Source organism: Flavobacterium psychraquaticum (genome assembly GCF_034497725.1).
Classification (GTDB): Bacteria; Bacteroidota; Bacteroidia; order Flavobacteriales; family Flavobacteriaceae; genus Flavobacterium; species Flavobacterium psychraquaticum.
The window spans coordinates 120,808-139,736 of record NZ_JAXKVR010000027.1 but is presented as its reverse complement, the minus strand read 5'-3'; the positions used below and the strand labels follow the sequence as shown (position 1 = coordinate 139,736).

The 18,929-nt window shown below is 32.3% G+C and carries 9 protein-coding genes and 1 CRISPR repeat array; of the genes, 3 read left to right on the top strand and 6 right to left on the bottom strand.

The features are described from left to right. Positions 1-148 precede the first annotated feature (148 nt). From T1L09_RS06640 to T1L09_RS06630, 3 genes are all read left to right on the top strand, one after another. The gene (locus tag T1L09_RS06640) at positions 149-1,216 is read left to right on the top strand and encodes an efflux RND transporter periplasmic adaptor subunit (protein WP_322550174.1); all 1,068 of its coding nucleotides are present in this window, start codon (positions 149-151) and stop codon (positions 1,214-1,216) included. A gap of 97 nt (positions 1,217-1,313) precedes the next feature. Next, positions 1,314-4,400 carry an efflux RND transporter permease subunit gene (locus tag T1L09_RS06635; RefSeq protein ID WP_322550173.1) on the top strand — a complete coding sequence of 1,029 codons (3,087 nt, stop codon included), beginning with the start codon at positions 1,314-1,316 and terminating at the stop codon, positions 4,398-4,400. Between the two features lie 4 nt (positions 4,401-4,404). Beyond that, positions 4,405-5,706 (top strand): TolC family protein, encoded by a 1,302-nt coding sequence (locus T1L09_RS06630; protein ID WP_322550172.1) that lies wholly within the window; start codon positions 4,405-4,407, stop codon positions 5,704-5,706. Between the two features lie 81 nt (positions 5,707-5,787). Here T1L09_RS06630 and T1L09_RS06625 read toward each other — a convergent pair whose 3' ends face one another. The 6 genes from T1L09_RS06625 to cas9 form a co-directional block, all read right to left on the bottom strand. Continuing rightward, a complete protein-coding gene (locus tag T1L09_RS06625) occupies positions 5,788-6,621 on the bottom strand; it encodes an arsenite methyltransferase (RefSeq protein WP_322550171.1) in 834 nt (277 codons plus the stop codon). Positions 6,622-6,638: 17 nt separating this feature from the next. After that, positions 6,639-6,968 (bottom strand): ArsR/SmtB family transcription factor, encoded by a 330-nt coding sequence (locus T1L09_RS06620; protein ID WP_322550245.1) that lies wholly within the window; start codon positions 6,966-6,968, stop codon positions 6,639-6,641. 125 nt (positions 6,969-7,093) lie between these two features. After that, positions 7,094-9,595, bottom strand: coding sequence for a cation-translocating P-type ATPase (locus T1L09_RS06615; RefSeq protein WP_322550170.1), 2,502 nt, complete (start codon positions 9,593-9,595; stop codon positions 7,094-7,096). A gap of 113 nt (positions 9,596-9,708) precedes the next feature. Further along, positions 9,709-13,313: direct repeats of the CRISPR family, unit length 46 nt; unit sequence GTTGTGAATTGCTTTCAAAATTGTATTTTAGCTTATAATTTCCAAC. Between the two features lie 116 nt (positions 13,314-13,429). Further along, the gene (gene cas2 / locus T1L09_RS06605; RefSeq protein ID WP_322550168.1) at positions 13,430-13,777 is read right to left on the bottom strand and encodes a CRISPR-associated endonuclease Cas2; all 348 of its coding nucleotides are present in this window, start codon (positions 13,775-13,777) and stop codon (positions 13,430-13,432) included. Next, complete coding sequence (gene cas1 / locus T1L09_RS06600; protein WP_322550167.1) at positions 13,770-14,666, bottom strand: type II CRISPR-associated endonuclease Cas1; 897 nt, start codon at positions 14,664-14,666, stop codon at positions 13,770-13,772. The genes cas2 and cas1 overlap by 8 nt, the downstream gene beginning before the upstream one ends. Positions 14,667-14,668: 2 nt before the next feature. After that, a complete protein-coding gene (cas9, locus tag T1L09_RS06595) occupies positions 14,669-18,709 on the bottom strand; it encodes a type II CRISPR RNA-guided endonuclease Cas9 (RefSeq protein ID WP_322550166.1) in 4,041 nt (1,346 codons plus the stop codon). Positions 18,710-18,929 lie beyond the last annotated feature (220 nt).

The following is an 18,929-nucleotide window of genomic DNA, read 5'->3' as shown; positions in this document are numbered from 1 at the left end:
GAATTTATTGTTTATCAGCAATTTTTAAAAGCAATAAATAAATTAAAAGCATACATTTGTACCTACAAATAATGTTAAATAAATGATAAGTTTATGGCTTTTTAAAATGGTAAAACATAGATTTGTCTCTTCAAGTACAATTTATATTATGAAATTAAAAACTATACTTATTTCCCTCTTTGTCCTTATCTTAATTGGATTAATTGGTTATCGAATTACATCAAACAAAGCAGAAGCCGGAAAAAATAACAACAAAGGTGACAAAAAACCACCAACAATGGTTGATGCAATTATACTTTCTGAAAAAGATTTTTTAAATGTGATTTCGCTTTCCGGTTCTATTGAAGCTAATGAAAACGTAGAAATTAGAAGTGAAGCTTCTGGAATTGTAGAGCAAATCTATTTCACAGAAGGTACAAACGTAAGTAAAGGACAAGTTTTATTGAAAGTAAATGATATTGAATTACGTGCTCAATTATCGCAAGCAACAACTAAACAAAGTTTAGCTTCTGAAAACGAAAGAAGAGCTAAATTATTACTTCAAAAAGAAGCAATTAGCCAAGAAGAATACGATATTGCTAGTGCTGAATTCAGAAGTTTGAAAGCGCAATCGCAGTTAATTCAAGCTCAAATTGCTAAAACTTCTATAAGAGCTCCATTTTCAGGCAAAATCGGATTAAGAAATATTTCACCTGGAACTTATGTGACTCCTGCTACGCTTATTACGAAATTAGTGAGTTCAAACCAAGTGAAAATCAGTTTTTCTATTCCTGAAAAATACGCAACTGAAGTAGAAAATAATACCACTGTAAAAATTATGATGCCTAACAGCTCGGAATCGTTTGCTGCTAAAATATATGCCATCGATCCTGAAATTGAAGTTGCAACAAGAACTTTGAAAGTAAGAGCAATTGCAGACAATCCTTCAAATAAATTAATTGCGGGTACTTTCGCCACTGTGGAACTTCCGTTGAAAAATATTAAAGATGCAATTTTAGTTCCTACAGAAGCCGTAATTCCAATTCAAAACGGAAAAGTAGTTTACATCGCATCCAATGGAAAAGCTAAAGAAGTAAAAATCGAAACTTTAACCCGAACAGATAAAGATGTTGTGGTTACCAGCGGTATTAAAGCGGGTGATACTTTAGTGGTTTCTGGAGTAATGGCGATTAAAAATGATGCTGAAATAAAGGTTAAGATTAAAGAATCGAAATAAAATTCCAACATTCAAATTCTAACTTCCAATTTTGGTTGATGGAAAATAAAACTATAAAATTGCAACTCCGAAGCTTCGGAACAAATTATCACTTCAAATGAGTTTATCCACTTTAAGTATAAAAAGGCCCGTTTTTACCATCGTAATCAATTTATTAATTGTCTTATTTGGTATTTTAGGATTCAACTATTTAGGCGTTCGAGAATTTCCATCAATTGATCCTGCTGTAATTAATGTAAGAACAAATTACACTGGTGCTAACTCGGATATTATTGAATCTCAAATTACGGAACCACTCGAAAAAGCTATTAACTCTATTGATGGAATTCGAAACATTACTTCTTCAAGTAATCAAGGGTCGAGCAATATTACTATCGAATTTCAATTAGAAAAAAACCTAGAAGAAGCCGCTAATGATGTGCGAGATAAAGTTTCGCAAGCTATTCGAAGTTTACCACAAGATATCGATGCGCCACCAGTTGTGGCAAAGGCTGATGCGGATTCTGATGCAATTATTTCGATGACCGTTCAAAGTAATACCAAAAATGTCTTAGAACTTAGTGATTACGCCGAAAACGTAATCGGAGAGCGCATTCAGACAATTCCAGGGGTAAGTAGTGTTCAAATTTGGGGACAAAAAAGATATGCCATGCGTATATGGATTGATCCACTTAAAATGAATTCGTATGGCGTCACGGTTTCTGATGTTAAAAATGCATTAGACAAACAAAATGTGGAACTTCCGTCAGGGAAATTAACAGGAGCTAACACCGAATTAACCGTTAAAACCGTTGGAAACTTATCCACAGAAAAAGAGTTTAACGAAATTATAATTATTTCCGATGACAATCGGACCGTCAAATTAAGCGATGTTGCAAATGTTGCTTTAGAACCAGAAAACTTAGAAACCAAATTAACTTCCAACGGAAAACCGATGGTTGCGGTGGCAATTATTCCACAACCCGGAACCAACTACTTGGAAATTGCTGATCAGTTTTATAAAGAATTAGAACAATTAAAAAAGGATTTACCAGCTGATATCGAATTAAATATTGCACTAGATAATACGTTATTTATTAAGCAATCAGTTGTTGAAGTAGCGGAAACATTACTAATTTCCGTAATTCTTGTAATTATAATTATCTTTTTATTCTTTAGAGATTGGTCAATTGCTATTCGTCCGCTAATTGATATTCCAGTTTCCTTAATTGCTACGTTCTTTATTATGTATTTATTTGGATTTTCCATAAACGTACTAACCCTTTTAGCCATTGTATTAGCCACGGGATTAGTGGTGGATGATGGAATTGTGGTCACCGAAAACATTTACAAGAAAGTTGAGGAAGGAATGTCGCCAATCGAAGCAGCGATAAAAGGTTCGAATGAAATTTTCTTCGCCGTTATTTCGATTTCTATTACGTTAGCAGCAGTGTTTTTACCTGTAATATTTTTAGAAGGATTTGTGGGCCGACTCTTCCGAGAGTTTGGAGTAGTTATTGGTGCTGCCGTGTTAATTTCGGCATTTGTATCCTTAACGTTAACTCCAATGTTGAATGCTTATTTGATGAAAAGTGGTACACAAAAAAGAACAAAATTCTACAATTATAGTGAACCTTTCTTCGTAAGTTTAAACAAAGGATACGGCGATTATTTGACGAAGTTTTTAAAAAGAAAATGGATAAGTTTCCCAATAATTGCGTTCTGTTTTGGATTAATTGCTTTCTTTTTTAGCATTCTTCCGAAAGAAACTGCTCCTTATGATGACCGAAGTTTGGCTGTTATAAGTGTTGCTACGCCCGAAGGAGCTACTTATGATTATACGGATCGCTTTATGCAAGATTTGTCAAATTTAATCAATGATTCAATTCCAGAGAAAAAAGTAGCGATCGTTATCACTTCTCCTGGATTTTTATCTTCTTCAGTGAATTCCGGTCGAGTTCGTTTAGCATTAGTATCCCCAGCCGAAAGAGAACGTTCGCAAAAAGAAATTGTAGAAAATTTAAATAAATGGACTAAAAAATATCCAGAAGCGAAAGTAAACGTTTCAGAACAGCCTACTATTTCTGTAAACAGACGTGGTGGTTTGCCAATTCAATACATCATTCAAGCACCAAATTTTGAAAAATTACGAGCTAAAATTCCATTGTTTATGGAAGAAGCTGCTAAAAATGAAACCTTCTCCAATGTTGATGTTAACTTAAAATTTAATAAGCCTGAAATCAACGTAACGATTAATCGTGAAAAGGCAGAAAGTTTGGGTGTTTCTGTAATTGATGTGGCACAAACCCTTCAATTATCGTTAAGTGGTCAACGTTTTGGTTATTTTATGTTGAATGGAAAACAATATCAAGTAATTGGACAATTTGATCAGAAAGACCGAAGTGCTCCTTTGGATTTAACGTCAATTTTCGTGAAGAATAAGGCCGGAAATTTAATTCAATTGGATAATGTTGTGGAAGTAGAAGAGCAAAGTAATCCGCCTCAATTATTTCATAACAACCGCTATATGTCGGCCACTGTTTCTGCAGGTTTAGCACCGGGAAAAAGTATGATTGACGGAATTAATGCTATGGATGAAATAAAAGCAAAAATACTAGATGATACTTTTACTACCGATTTAGGTGGAGAATCTCGAGATTTCGTGGAAAGTAGTTCGAATACTTCTTTCGCATTTGGACTCGCATTATTATTAATTTTCTTGATTTTAGCAGCCCAATTTGAAAGTTTTATCGATCCATTTATCATCATCATCACAGTTCCTTTGGCTGTAGCTGGAGCTTTATTTTCACTTTGGTTATTTGGACAAACTTGGAATATTTTCAGTCAAATCGGAACTATTATGCTAATTGGATTAGTAACTAAAAATGGAATTCTGATTGTGGAATTCGCCAATCAGTTAAGGGAACAAGGCATACCAAAATATGAGGCAATTATCGAAGCTTCGGTAGCACGTTTGCGTCCTATTTTGATGACGAGTTTAGCTATTGCTCTAGGTGCTTTGCCAATTGCAATGTCCTTTGGAGCGGCCTCAGCAAGTAGGATGGGAATGGGAGTTGTGATTGTAGGAGGAACTTTATTCTCATTAATTTTAACCTTATTCGTAATTCCTTCAATTTATATGCTTTGGTCAAGAGCCCGAAAACACCGTCCAGAATTTGATAATTTAGACGCTTTAGAAAAATAATAATATGCAGCAGATATATAAAATAGCCTTACTCCTATTAATTGGATTTTCAACGCAGGCTCAAGAAGTGCTTACTTTAGAAGATGCATTAAAAATGGCTTTAGAGAATAATTACGATATTAAAATTGCCACAAACAATTCGAAAATTGATGCCACCAATAATTCTTTAGCCAGAGCCGGAATGTTGCCCTCAGTAAATGCTAATTTAACTAATAGCAACAGTATTTTAGATACCAAACAGACACAAGCAGACGGTTCAATACGTGAATTAGATGGTGCGAAAAATATGAACTTAAGTTATGGCGTTGGCTTAGATTGGACGATTTTTGATGGCTTAAGTATGTTTGCACGAAAAGAACAATTGAACGTTTTAGAACAACAAGGAAAGGCCGAATTACAAACCGCGATTTTGAATAAGATTAGTGATGTTTATGTGACATATTTTGATTTGGTACAGCAGCAACAAGTCTTGGCGTCGATTGATACCGCGATTGTAATTTCAAATCAACGTTTGAATACCGCTCAAAATCGTTTTAGTATTGGAAAAGCTTCCAAATTAGAAGTTTTGAATGCTCAAGTGGATTTGAATAGTGATTTGAGTTTATTGTTGAAGCAAAAAGAAGTCTATCGCATTACTAAGATTAGAATGAATGAATTATTAATTCGGGAACTTCAAACTGATTTTAGTGTAAATGAAGAAATAGCATTCGACCATAATTTAGACTTTGCCACATTGACCGCAACAGCTCAAAAGCAAAATCCCCTACTCCAATCGCAAATCTTAACCAAAAAAGTGGCTGATTTGAATTTGAAACAAGTAAAAGGAAATCGTTATCCAACAGTTCGATTAACTTCTGGCTATAATTTCACACGCTCTGAATCTTCTTTAGGATTTGTAACCGAATCTTCAGGAAAAGGTTTTGTATATGGCGTAACGGCTACTGTTCCGATTTTTAATGGCTTTCTTCAAAATAAAAATGAAAAAATTGCTAAATACCAAGTGGAGAATGCTGGTCTAGTTTTAGAACAGCAAAAATTATCGCTAGAAACGCAATTGGCTTCTTTATATGCGACTTATCAAACCAACCTAGAATTGGTAAAAGTGGAAGAAAAAAATATTGAAATAGCGAAGCAAAATCTAGATATTACATTAGCAAAATTTAAAATTGGAACCATTACAACAGTTGAATTTAGAACCGCCCAACAAAATTATGTTGAAGCATCAGTTCGCTATTCGAATGCACAATATGTAACCAAAATTTCAGAAATTAATTTAAAAGAATTAGCAGGAACATTGACTTATTAGCTCGTTGCTTTAAAATAAAAATGAAAAAAGAGGATTTATAAAAATCCTCTTTTTTATGAAATGAAATTCCAATCTTAAAATTTAACAGCAATTTGGAGCACAACAAGCAATTTCTTTTTCACCATAAACCGTGATGCTATAAATATTAGTTTTGTTGGCGTTATAAGCTGTAATTTCTTCTTCGTTTAAATATTCTTTTAAAATATCGGTTGGAATTACAATTGCTTTTTCTTTTTGAAGCGTTAGATTTTTAAAACCTGCATCTTTTATGATTTGTAAATAATCATCTTTTAAAATTGCACTGGCAACACAACCTGCGTACATTTCGGCAGCATTTTTAATTTTTTCAGGCAAATCACCCGTAAGCACTATGTCCGAAATACTGAAGTGTCCACCTGATTTCAAAATACGAAATACTTCGTTAAAGGCTTTTGGTTTATCTGGAACCAAATTCATCACGCAATTACTAACCACTACATCCGCTACATCCGAAGTAATTGGCATTTTTTCAATATCGCCTAATCGAAATTCTACATTATTAAAACCTAATTTCTCTGCATTAGTTCTAGCTTTATCAATCATATTGTCAGTGAAATCAATTCCGATTACCTTTCCTGAAATACCTGTTTCGTGTCGGGCAACAAAACAGTCATTTCCAGCACCACTTCCTAAATCAACTACGGTGTCACCCGGTTTAATTTTAGCGAATTCTGTAGGCAAACCGCAACCCAATTTCAAATCGGCATCTGGATTATAACCTTCTAAATGCGCATATTCATCGCTCATAATATTGTAAACTTCAGTACTACAACCGCCACTTCCACAACAAGAAGCAGCATTCGTTTCTTGGTCTTGCAAAGCAATTTCACTGTATTTTTGCTTTACCATTTCTTTAATCTGTTCGTTGGTTTCCATTGTATTTGGTGTATTAATTAACAGCAACGCGTTCTACTTCCCATTTTAGAAGTTAGTTGTTGCAAATAGGTATTGAATTTTTCTAAAGTAGTTTCGTTTACACAATAGCAAATCGCGTTTCCTTCAATTGTTCCTTGAATCAAGCCTGCATTTTTCAGCTCTTTTAAATGTTGGGAAACGGTGGCTTGTGCCAAAGGCAATTCGTTTAAGATATCCCCACAAATGCAAGCATCCACACTTAGTAAATACTCCATAATGGCAATTCGTGCCGGATGTCCTAAGGCTTTTGCGAGCACCGCCATTTCGTTTTGCTCGTTGGTAAAATGTGTTGTTTTTGTACTTCCCATCGTCTTGTAAATTCTATATTGTAAAATTACGATATAGAATTTAAATACAAATATTTTTTTAGGGATTATTTTAATCAAATTTTAGTTAAAGCATTGATTATGTTAACTCACTCTTGAAAAAATCACTAGATACGATTTTTAAATCTAGCACTCAATTTCACAAATTCATACCAAATTACAGCAATAAACCCTACTCCACTTGCTATTATTATTTGAGAACCCGTAAGATTTCCAAATTCAAAGAAACGGTTTAAAACAGGTACAAAAAGTAATAATGCAGTAATTGCGACAGTGACTGCAATTATTAATGAAATTAAATTATTTTTATAACGCATCGTAGTGAAAATTGAATAGTAAAACGAACGATTTACCAAAGTTAAGAAGATATTCGCTACAATTAAAACAATAAAAACCATTGTACGCGTGTGTGCTACGTCCATTCCTAGTGAAACCGAGTATTGATAAATAAACAAAGTTCCTGCTGTGATGGCTAAACCTTGAATAATACTCGTGATTAATTCCTTCCAATTGAAAAATGAAGTGCCATAAGGTCTTGGTTTTTGAAGCATAGTATTTTTTTCAATCGGTTCATTTTCAAAAATAATAGAGCACGTTGGGCCCATAATTAGTTCTAAGAAAATAACGTGAACTGGTGATAAAATATTCGGATAAATCCAACCTAAAACTAAGGGAATAAAAACTGTAAGAATAATCGGGATGTGAATCGAAATAATGTATTGAATAGCCTTTTTTAGGTTGGTATAAATACGTCTTCCCATCGCTACAGCATCTACCATTTTAGACAAATCGTCTTCCAATAAAATTAGCGAAGCAGCTTGTTTGGCAATTTCTGTTCCTTTCTTTCCCATCGCAATTCCAATATGAGCGGCTTTCAAGGCTGGACCGTCATTTACGCCATCACCCGTCATTGCTACTATCTGATTATTCGCTTTTAATGCATTGATAATTCGTAATTTTGCTTCCGGAAACATCCGTGTAAAAATATTGATTTGCATCACTTTAGCTTGCAATTCTGCATCGGATAATTGCATTAAATCGGTACCTGAAATACTTTGTTCAATTCCTTTAAACCCGATTTGTTTCGCAATAGCAGTAGTAGTTTCGGCATTATCACCCGTTACGATTTTTACTAAAATTCCAGCATCGTAAAAATGATTCAAAACGCTTTCAATATTGGCTTTTGGCGGATCATAAAAGGCTACAATTCCTTTAAATTCAAATTGAAATTCTTGTTGTGTTTCTGGAAAATTAGTAGATTCAAAATTACTTTGTCCAACTCCTAAAACACGATAACCTTCTGAAGTAATTGTTTTTACAGCTTCTTCAATCTGTTGGATTTCCTCATTTGATAAATTAGAAACTTGCATTATCGCTTCTGGAGCACCTTTGGAAGCTATAATTCTTCGACCTGATTCATTTTCAAAAATATGAGTCATCATCGGAGGTTTTCCATCCAATGGATATTCGTGAATCATTTTAAAATTAGGTCTTTCGTCTTGCATTTTTAAATTGTCATAAGCTTGATGCAACGCAATTTCCATCGGATCAAACGGAATCGGTTCGCTGGCCCACATCGCGATTTCCAACAAGTTTTGTTCATCTGAATTGGCTTCGGACGGTTTGATAATTCTTTGTGATTTAAGCGAAAATACTTGGGCCAAACTCATCTTGTTTTCGGTAATGGTTCCTGTTTTATCGGTACAAATAACCGTAGCCGAACCTAAGGTTTCCACCGTTTTCATTTGTTTCACTACAACACCCATTTGCATCAAACGCCAAGCTCCAAGTGCCATAAAAGCAGTAAAAGCCATCGGAATTTCTTCGGGTAAAATACTCATGGCTAAGGTCAAAGCCTTCAATAAACTATCTAATAAATTATAGGAATGGAAATAATTAATTCCCCAAACAATGACAAAAACAAAAACACCAAATACTACTAATTTCTTTACAAAGCTGTTGATTTGTAACTCTAAAGGCGTTTTTTCTTCTTGAATGCTTGCTAAGCTTTCGCCAATTTTACCTAATTTAGTTTGGTTTCCAATATGCTTAACCGTCACGATAGCCAAGCCACTTGCTACTGTCGTTCCATTGTAAATAAAATTGTCTTCTTTGGTTTTATCTTTAAAAACTGGAAACGATTCGCCCGTAAGTATGGATTCGTTTACCGAAAAATCATTGGAATGCACAATAATCCCATCGGCAATGATTGAAGTGCCTTCTTCCACCATCAAACTATCACCAACTACTACATCTTCAGTTTTAATGGTAATTATTTCGCTATTCCGAATGACATTACAATTGGGTTGTGAAAAATCTTTTAACTTTTCTAAAGCATTTCTACTTTTAGCCTCTTGATATAAAGAAATAACGGAAACAATAACAATAGCAGCTAATAGAAAAACGGCATTTCCTGTTTCGCCACTCGCAAAATAAATGGCAGAAGCCACCAATAACAAAATAATCATCGGTTCTTTTGCTACACTTTTTATAGCTTCTAAAACACCACTTTCTTTTTTAAAATTTAAAGTATTGGGGCCAAATTTCGTTCGTGAAATAAGCACTTCTTTGTTCGTTAATCCTTTGATATCGAAATTATTTGCTGGCATTTATTAAATTTTTTAAAAAGTTTGGTTTGCTACACAATCAATAGATCAAGTAAAGCTATTAAATTTAACTAATGCTTTTGCATTATTGGAAGAATATATTTTTATTATGATGAGTTGTGAATTGCTTTCAAAATTGTATTTTAGCTTATAATTTCCAACTTTGCAATCTGTCGCCTTCTGAATCGGTTAGTTGTGAATTGCTTTCAAAATTGTATTTTAGCTTATAATTTCCAACTTCCACAAAACAAAACATATCTTTAGTGGAGTTGTGAATTGCTTTCAAAATTGTATTTTAGCTTATAATTTCCAACTGTTTTCCAAAACTGAACAAACACCAGTTTGTTGTGAATTGCTTTCAAAATTGTATTTTAGCTTATAATTTCCAACTTTGGTCAATTGTATATGTGGCGTTACCTTGTTGTGAATTGCTTTCAAAATTGTATTTTAGCTTATAATTTCCAACATGCAGTTGTATTTTTTCTTATTCAAATGCGTTGTGAATTGCTTTCAAAATTGTATTTTAGCTTATAATTTCCAACCATAATACGGAACCCCTTTTATATACTCTGTTGTGAATTGCTTTCAAAATTGTATTTTAGCTTATAATTTCCAACAATAACGGAGAAGATATATTAGCAGCAGAGTTGTGAATTGCTTTCAAAATTGTATTTTAGCTTATAATTTCCAACAAACACCTTCATCATATAAAGCACCATTGCGTTGTGAATTGCTTTCAAAATTGTATTTTAGCTTATAATTTCCAACGGTAAAAGTTTGTTCCCACTGTTCTGGACTGTTGTGAATTGCTTTCAAAATTGTATTTTAGCTTATAATTTCCAACTTTGTGAATAATTCAAGTTTATTTTTGATGTTGTGAATTGCTTTCAAAATTGTATTTTAGCTTATAATTTCCAACAGCATTAAAAGACGCTTACAGAAGAAATATGTTGTGAATTGCTTTCAAAATTGTATTTTAGCTTATAATTTCCAACAATAGCATAATTACATTAACTGCTAAATTGTTGTGAATTGCTTTCAAAATTGTATTTTAGCTTATAATTTCCAACCAAATCGGAAGAAATGGGTGCAGTAATACAGTTGTGAATTGCTTTCAAAATTGTATTTTAGCTTATAATTTCCAACTTGAGTTTTTCAATGTCTTTTATCAAAGTGGTTGTGAATTGCTTTCAAAATTGTATTTTAGCTTATAATTTCCAACTTCTCCAATTACAACCTCGTTTTGCATTCTGTTGTGAATTGCTTTCAAAATTGTATTTTAGCTTATAATTTCCAACCAAGTATAAAAAAATGAGAATAAAATGCAGGTTGTGAATTGCTTTCAAAATTGTATTTTAGCTTATAATTTCCAACATTAGAATTTAAAAAATATTCGCTTGTATTGTTGTGAATTGCTTTCAAAATTGTATTTTAGCTTATAATTTCCAACATTTGGTTATAGTTTCAAATACAACTGGTGTTGTGAATTGCTTTCAAAATTGTATTTTAGCTTATAATTTCCAACGAATCAAAACTACGTTGCTGATGCGGCCTCGTTGTGAATTGCTTTCAAAATTGTATTTTAGCTTATAATTTCCAACGTTTTCTTGTGCACCAACAAATGTCCATTGGTTGTGAATTGCTTTCAAAATTGTATTTTAGCTTATAATTTCCAACACATTTACGAAAAAATATATTCCGTATGTGTTGTGAATTGCTTTCAAAATTGTATTTTAGCTTATAATTTCCAACTCTGTTTTTTTCTCTTGGTTCTTCAACATAGTTGTGAATTGCTTTCAAAATTGTATTTTAGCTTATAATTTCCAACTTTTTATTTGATTTGCATCACCAATTACATGTTGTGAATTGCTTTCAAAATTGTATTTTAGCTTATAATTTCCAACAATCTATCTCTTTGGTAGTTTCATCTCCCAGTTGTGAATTGCTTTCAAAATTGTATTTTAGCTTATAATTTCCAACATCATTTTATTTACATATATTTGCAATTGTGTTGTGAATTGCTTTCAAAATTGTATTTTAGCTTATAATTTCCAACCAATTTCTAAAGGTGCAAACGTCGTAGGGGTTGTGAATTGCTTTCAAAATTGTATTTTAGCTTATAATTTCCAACACTCAGCATTGTTAAAACTTCCAACCAATTGTTGTGAATTGCTTTCAAAATTGTATTTTAGCTTATAATTTCCAACTTCTACCAAATATTTAGATATTTCATTAACGTTGTGAATTGCTTTCAAAATTGTATTTTAGCTTATAATTTCCAACCCCTCCACTTAACAAATCTAATGTTTTCCCGTTGTGAATTGCTTTCAAAATTGTATTTTAGCTTATAATTTCCAACCATCAATAAAGAAATCTTTATATCCTTCTGGTTGTGAATTGCTTTCAAAATTGTATTTTAGCTTATAATTTCCAACTTATTCTGAAATACAAGAAATAACAGAAAGTTGTGAATTGCTTTCAAAATTGTATTTTAGCTTATAATTTCCAACGAATTTTTAGGTGCTTTGTCAAATCCTTTGTTGTGAATTGCTTTCAAAATTGTATTTTAGCTTATAATTTCCAACTGCGCTACTTTTAGATAAAAGTGGACTGTTGTTGTGAATTGCTTTCAAAATTGTATTTTAGCTTATAATTTCCAACCAAAAGACTTTGTGAAGTGGTCAACGAAACGTTGTGAATTGCTTTCAAAATTGTATTTTAGCTTATAATTTCCAACTAGTTACATTGGTGGAATTGATGCAGTAGGGTTGTGAATTGCTTTCAAAATTGTATTTTAGCTTATAATTTCCAACGAACTATACGGAAACCATTTCAAAATTCTAGTTGTGAATTGCTTTCAAAATTGTATTTTAGCTTATAATTTCCAACTGTTCTTAAGAAAACTGGAAGAAGAAAGTTGTTGTGAATTGCTTTCAAAATTGTATTTTAGCTTATAATTTCCAACAGGCTCAGGCTCAGATGCAATAATTCCTTTGTTGTGAATTGCTTTCAAAATTGTATTTTAGCTTATAATTTCCAACCTCAGAAGATGACGATGGACAAAGTGCAGTGTTGTGAATTGCTTTCAAAATTGTATTTTAGCTTATAATTTCCAACTTAAGAATAACCACAATAAGCACACAAATGGTTGTGAATTGCTTTCAAAATTGTATTTTAGCTTATAATTTCCAACTTAGTAAATTAATTATACAATTACGCCCAGGTTGTGAATTGCTTTCAAAATTGTATTTTAGCTTATAATTTCCAACTTTAGTGAGGAATCTACAGACACCAATGCCGTTGTGAATTGCTTTCAAAATTGTATTTTAGCTTATAATTTCCAACTTATCTAAAGAACCGCTTAAGATTTCAAGGTTGTGAATTGCTTTCAAAATTGTATTTTAGCTTATAATTTCCAACCACCTCCAGCTACAGCCTTCCAATGTTTTTGTTGTGAATTGCTTTCAAAATTGTATTTTAGCTTATAATTTCCAACTTTTTTAAGTTTTTTTTAAGTCTGTTTTAGTTGTGAATTGCTTTCAAAATTGTATTTTAGCTTATAATTTCCAACAAAAAGGCAAAGGCAGTACCATACAAAGGGTTGTGAATTGCTTTCAAAATTGTATTTTAGCTTATAATTTCCAACTATCAAAGACATTAATAAAGAGGATACAGGTTGTGAATTGCTTTCAAAATTGTATTTTAGCTTATAATTTCCAACATACCGCAAGTTAATCTTTTGATATGCTGGTAGTTATAAGCTTATTTTGAATTTAAAAAGAAGCTACATTTTTTATTAAAACGTAGTTAGTTCACTGCTTTTTAAAATCCTACTTCTTAGAATAACTCCAATTGTTGTGAAGGTTTTTCGGTTTCAACCGGTTTTTTTCCATAAAAAAGTTCCATCATGCCAAATTGCTTATCCGTAATTTGCATCACTCCTATTTTCCCATGTTCAGGAAGATTATTTTTAATGCGTTTAGAATGTACCTCAGCGTTTTCTCTGCTAGCACAAAAACGCATATAAATAGAAAATTGGAACATAGAAAAGCCATCGTCTAATAATTTCTTTCTAAAGCCAGAAGCTATTTTACGTTCCTTTCGGGTTTCTGTTGGCAAATCAAAAAATACTAATATCCACAAACTTCTATATTGGTTTAAACGCGTATAATGTTCCTCATACATAAACTGGGTATAAAATTTTCCGGGAACTCCCTTCAAAACATTCCTGCAATGAATTGGTTGTTCGGCTCATTGCTACCATCAAAGGGCTATTTTTTCCATCAATTACAACGTCAATACTTGCAATACTCAACAGTTCCTTTTTTATGCCTATCGTCAATTCTTCTACATGATCTTCCGTTTCTAAGATATGGCAAACTATTAAATCTACATACGGACGATAGGGTTCCATAATATCATCCGCTAAACAATAGGCGTTATATTTATTATGATGAAATATACCCAGTGTGGGCAGTAAGCCTGAACTAACCAGCGCTCTGGCTGTAATGGCTCTTAAAATGGCATAACCGTAATTCAATAGGTTGTTTGGAGGTAGCTCTTTCTGACCTCTAGTAAAGTTATCAAGTTTAAACAGTTTCTCCCAATAATAAACTGCGGCTCTTGACTCGTGGTTCAATGCATCACCCGATGTTACTTCTTTTGCCCAAAGTTCCATCTTTCGCATTGGAATTCCTCTTTCTTTTAGCAGTCCGGCTTGGTTTCTAATTTTGGACGCAATGGTTTGTTGCCAAAGGTTTTTTTTTAGGGGAACAGACGCATTAATTTGATGTTTAAAACGTTCGGTTTGTTTGGTGTGCCCACTCAAAGGCATCAACAGACCAATGGGCATGTGCTGTTGGTTGCAGTTAATTAATGCAACATTATTATTAGTTAATTTTTCTAATAAGCCATTGGTAATGGTAATTTGTTGGTTTTCCAAAACGATAACCCCTATATCTTCGATAGCCACAGTTTTGGTTTCTTGCTCCTGGTTGGGATAAGAAATTACGATTTGCTCATTTTTAGTACTTAAATAAGCAGGGTTACCAAAGAAAAGGGTGCGTTTTATCATAACTAATATTCTCCTAATTGAACAATTTGCCCTAAATGATTGACACGAATTTTAATTGTTTTTGATAGTTCTTTTGGGCTTCTAATTCTTTTGTAAGCAATGTTATTTAATTGATTATTATCTAGTAATTGTGTTTCCAAATGATGTCTAAACATATAATCTTTCGAACCTATTTTCTGAACTCTAAACATATTTGGGCTAATCATATGATAATTTTTAGGTTCTAACAAATCTATTTCGTTTGGATTAAAATCATCAGAAGGAAATACGAAATATTCATTTTGCTTCATACTAAATAAGAATTCCCAGCCTTTTTCGTGTATTTTGTTAATTATTGAAAGTCCTAAGTTTTTTCTTACGACAGCATCGTAAAAAGAAACCACTTCTTCTTGTAAATTCCCTTTTTCGTCTTTGTAGATAGCTACATGGTGGTTATTTCCAGTACTCACAAAATCAACGGGTATTGGTTTTCCGGTTTCATCTAATATTTCATTACCGTAATGGTCTTTTTTTGTATGCAAAGCTTGGGCATTGCTCACACCACTAATAGTTAAACGTTTTATTGCTATTCCTTTTTCTTTGTTTTGCCAAATTGGATTTTCATCCAGATTTACAAATGCATTTTTAGGGTTGTTTCCAAATGCTAACAAACGATCTTGAAGTATGGTTTTTAATTCAACATCAATTACTTTATCAATTTTTAAATCAGGTGTAATGTCTTTTCGTATGGTGTAATCCGATGCTAACCAAACTGTTTTTACTTTTTCTGGAAGTATCGCATTGTCTTTTGTCTCCAGATAAATAGGTGTTTTGCTTAAAGCATTTTTTCCTGTAAAAGCCTTTTTAGGATCATTGTCATTTTCTTCCAATCGTTTCAGTAAGGCCTCTCGGTATTCTTTTTTAGCAACTTTTTGGATATATTCTTTTGTAAAACTTGCATTTACCTTTTCTTCCTTAGTTACATATTGTTGTAATTTACCGTAAATTGTTTCTTTATGTAATTGTCCTCTTGGTGTTAATTGTATTTTCTGATTAGTACCGCCGCCTTTTTTAGTAATGTTTTTATTTTTTGTTACTACTTTGTTTTTTGCTTTATAAGAAATTAAGATGCTTTCTAACTGTTTTTTAGCTTCTTCTCTAAAATTAGGCAGTGGTTCAATGAAACGAAGTTTATTATTCTTGTCTTTTTTTAAATATTTATTTTCAATTCCAATAATAGATAGGCCTTTTTTATCCGTGTTTGTTCTCGCATTTAAGTTGTTCAAATATTGAATATAGGCTGGTTTTGTAAACGCAACAGTTAAGGCATCCATTGCATGATGACGGTGGTCATTTCGTTTAGACCAATCCTTAATTTTATACAAGCGTTCGCCATTTTTACCTTCTTCAATATGCGTTAATCCTAGTTTATCATATTTTTCCCAGTTAAGTTCTTTCATAACATCGACTAATTCCCAATCTTCACGCAATTTATCGGTAACGCTTCCAATGGTTGCCGTTACAGTTCTAGAAACCTCTAATAGTATTTCTTTAGCTTTTTTAGCAATATATTGGGTTTCTCTTAATTGACGATCTATAAATCCTTCTGGAATTTCATTATCAGCCATTAAAAGTTTGTTTTGTTTGGTACGACTAATTTTACCAAACATACTTTTCACACGCTTTTCAAATTGATCAAACTCTTCTGCTGTTAGTTTCTCTTGTAAAAACGAATAGGCTGTTTTATTACTTTTGTCAATATTTAATTGGCGCTCACAAATGGTTTTGTTTGAAAAGCTATCATCAAACAAACGTGATTTTGGAATAATGTGTTCAATATCGTAGTCTTTTGTAAATAACTTCGAGGGCTCAATTGGTTTACCCGTGTAGAGAGAAATCCCATCAGTTTCTTTCCAGAGTTTGTAGCGAATTATATCATTTCTAGTAACACGATTAATGCCAAACTCATTGTGCAACAATTTTTTAATTTGTTCGTGTTCTATAGTATTTTTATTAATCGCTTTTGTCATTTCGCTGCGTTGCTCGTTATTGTTTTTCAACTCACGAGCCAACTCTACACGAATTTCATCTGGTTTCCCCATACTTGGGTCTTTTATAATGGCATTAATTACATTAATCATTTGATTAAGTATTTTTTCAACCACAGGATTTCTTAAGCTGTTTTTCTTGAGTAATTCAAGAGTATCTTTCAATACGCGCTCATTATTTTGTTCTGTTGTTAGTGATGAAGAATGATTATAACCAACTAATGAACACGCTTTATCATAAATATGACCATCCATTAAATGAGGTAAAACCTTTTTGATGGCTTTAGCGCTCAAACTACCATAATCAGCTTGTAACTGAATGTTTAACAAGAAAGGAATGTGATTTTCTTTAAAACCAAATTTACTCATCAAAGCGTTTTTTAAAAAATCATCTTCTTCTGCAGCGTATAATAAATGCCATAGCTGATAATATGGTTGCTTGTCAAAATCATTACCCTGCATCGCTGGGTCAAAGTCAAGAATAGCTACATTATTTCCTAAATCTGAAAAGCCAGTTTCAATAATTTTTTTTATTTCTGCAGCTTCCAATTTTGAAAAATCCAAATCATCATAACCTTCTACTACTAAAATCTTTTCAAAAGCCTTATAAATAGCAGCATTAGTCCTGTTACCTTCAATTTTTTTGAAATTAACGGTATAACTTCCTTTCTTTAAATTACAAAACGATAAAAGTTGTGAGTCTGTCATGTTTTCTTTGAATGACAATTCTTGTGCTAAAATCTTTTTTAAGTCTTCACCTAATAAAAAAGGCTCTTTAGTGCTCTCATTTTTAACCACAATATTGTTTAAATTTTGCCATATCCTAAATTCTTGAAATAATGGGGACGATTTTGGAATAGCTTTGTGTCCTTTTTCAAATTCACAAAAACTCACTAAATGCTTTTGAGATTTTAATTTACGTTGGTAGAAAATAGTAATATCTCGAATTTCTCTTTTTAATTTATCGTTTAACTCTGGATGAAACTTCATTTGTGTTTCCCAAATTTTTTCAAATTCATCTAAATAATCTTGCCTGTAAAAAACTTGATTTTTTAGTTTAGCATGTGCGTTAACTGTCAGTTGTTTGTATTGAAATTGACCAACTGTTTCTTGATTGAAATACAATTCCTTACTCCTGTCGCTAATTGCACCAAGATAACCACTAGATTGGTTAATTTGATTATTTATTTCTGTAATAATAAACGCTAAAACTTTCAAGTCGAGTTCGCTTGTCAAAGCTTCATTTCGCCATTTATAATGCTGTAATTTAGCTTCTTCTCTTGTTCCTTTGTTTTCTGCTAGCTCAATTTTAAGTACTTTGGTAAAATGTCCTGAAGTTTGTGTTCTTGATTTACCTTTAATTTCTTGTAATAATTCATTATTTATTTCTTCCGAATGAAATTTATTTTGAAAATTTATAATTCTTTCTAATTCTTGTTGCAAATCTGAGCGATAAAAGTCGGGGATAAATTTACCTCCTTTTGATAAATTATTATAAACCCATTGTCCCGGAGTCAAATTATTTTCAAAAATTTCTTTGGCAATTTTCATTCCGTCTATTGCACTGCCTTCTTCTATTGTTTTCGCTTTCCTACTACTTTTATAACCCCTTTTTTTATTTAACATCAACAAGACTTGAACTAATTCTTCCTTAGAAACCATTTCTACAGCAGCTTTAGCTCTTAATTGATACGATGAAAATGTGGTTAGCTTACCTGTTTCAGCATAGACATAATTTGAAGATATAAATTTTATATCTCTAAAAGTTTCTAATAATGCATTGCGCCTTTGTTTAAAACGTTGTAAACTTCTTCTTGCTCCACGTTTTAAAGTTCTGTCTGCATTTACAGATATAGTATTTCCTTTTTTAAAATCGGCTTCTTCATCAGTAGTCAGAGGGACTATACGCACTCCTGCATTAATAATTTTTGAGCATTCATTTTCATTCTCGCTTTCCCCAATAAATGCCCATCCAATTGAAGTTGTCCCCAAATCTAATCCTAATATTTTTTTCATTCTTTGAAGCTTTTTAATTTAAAACAAAGACTAAATTTAGCAAAAAAAATCATACAAAGCGAATATGTAAAAAATATTTTGTAATATTGTATTACAATTTTGAAGCAATTCACAATAAGGATTATTCCGTTGTGAAAACATTCAAAGCGGCAACTCAGACTTGTCGCTTTTTCTTTTTTGGGTCGTTGCCAATTGGAGATGCTAGAATCTCTAAATCACG

Excerpts from the sequence above, each read along its gene's own strand:
- cas2 (WP_322550168.1), bottom strand. The coding sequence starts at position 13,777 with ATGTATGAGGAACATTATACGCGTTTAAACCAATATAGAAGTTTGTGG.
- T1L09_RS06620 (WP_322550245.1), bottom strand. The coding sequence starts at position 6,968 with ATGGGAAGTACAAAAACAACACATTTTACCAACGAGCAAAACGAAATG.
- T1L09_RS06615 (WP_322550170.1), bottom strand. The coding sequence starts at position 9,595 with ATGCCAGCAAATAATTTCGATATCAAAGGATTAACGAACAAAGAAGTG.
- T1L09_RS06640 (WP_322550174.1), top strand. The coding sequence starts at position 149 with ATGAAATTAAAAACTATACTTATTTCCCTCTTTGTCCTTATCTTAATT.
- T1L09_RS06625 (WP_322550171.1), bottom strand. The coding sequence starts at position 6,621 with ATGGAAACCAACGAACAGATTAAAGAAATGGTAAAGCAAAAATACAGT.
- cas9 (WP_322550166.1), bottom strand. The coding sequence starts at position 18,709 with ATGAAAAAAATATTAGGATTAGATTTGGGGACAACTTCAATTGGATGG.
- T1L09_RS06630 (WP_322550172.1), top strand. The coding sequence starts at position 4,405 with ATGCAGCAGATATATAAAATAGCCTTACTCCTATTAATTGGATTTTCA.
- T1L09_RS06635 (WP_322550173.1), top strand. The coding sequence starts at position 1,314 with ATGAGTTTATCCACTTTAAGTATAAAAAGGCCCGTTTTTACCATCGTA.
- cas1 (WP_322550167.1), bottom strand. The coding sequence starts at position 14,666 with ATGATAAAACGCACCCTTTTCTTTGGTAACCCTGCTTATTTAAGTACT.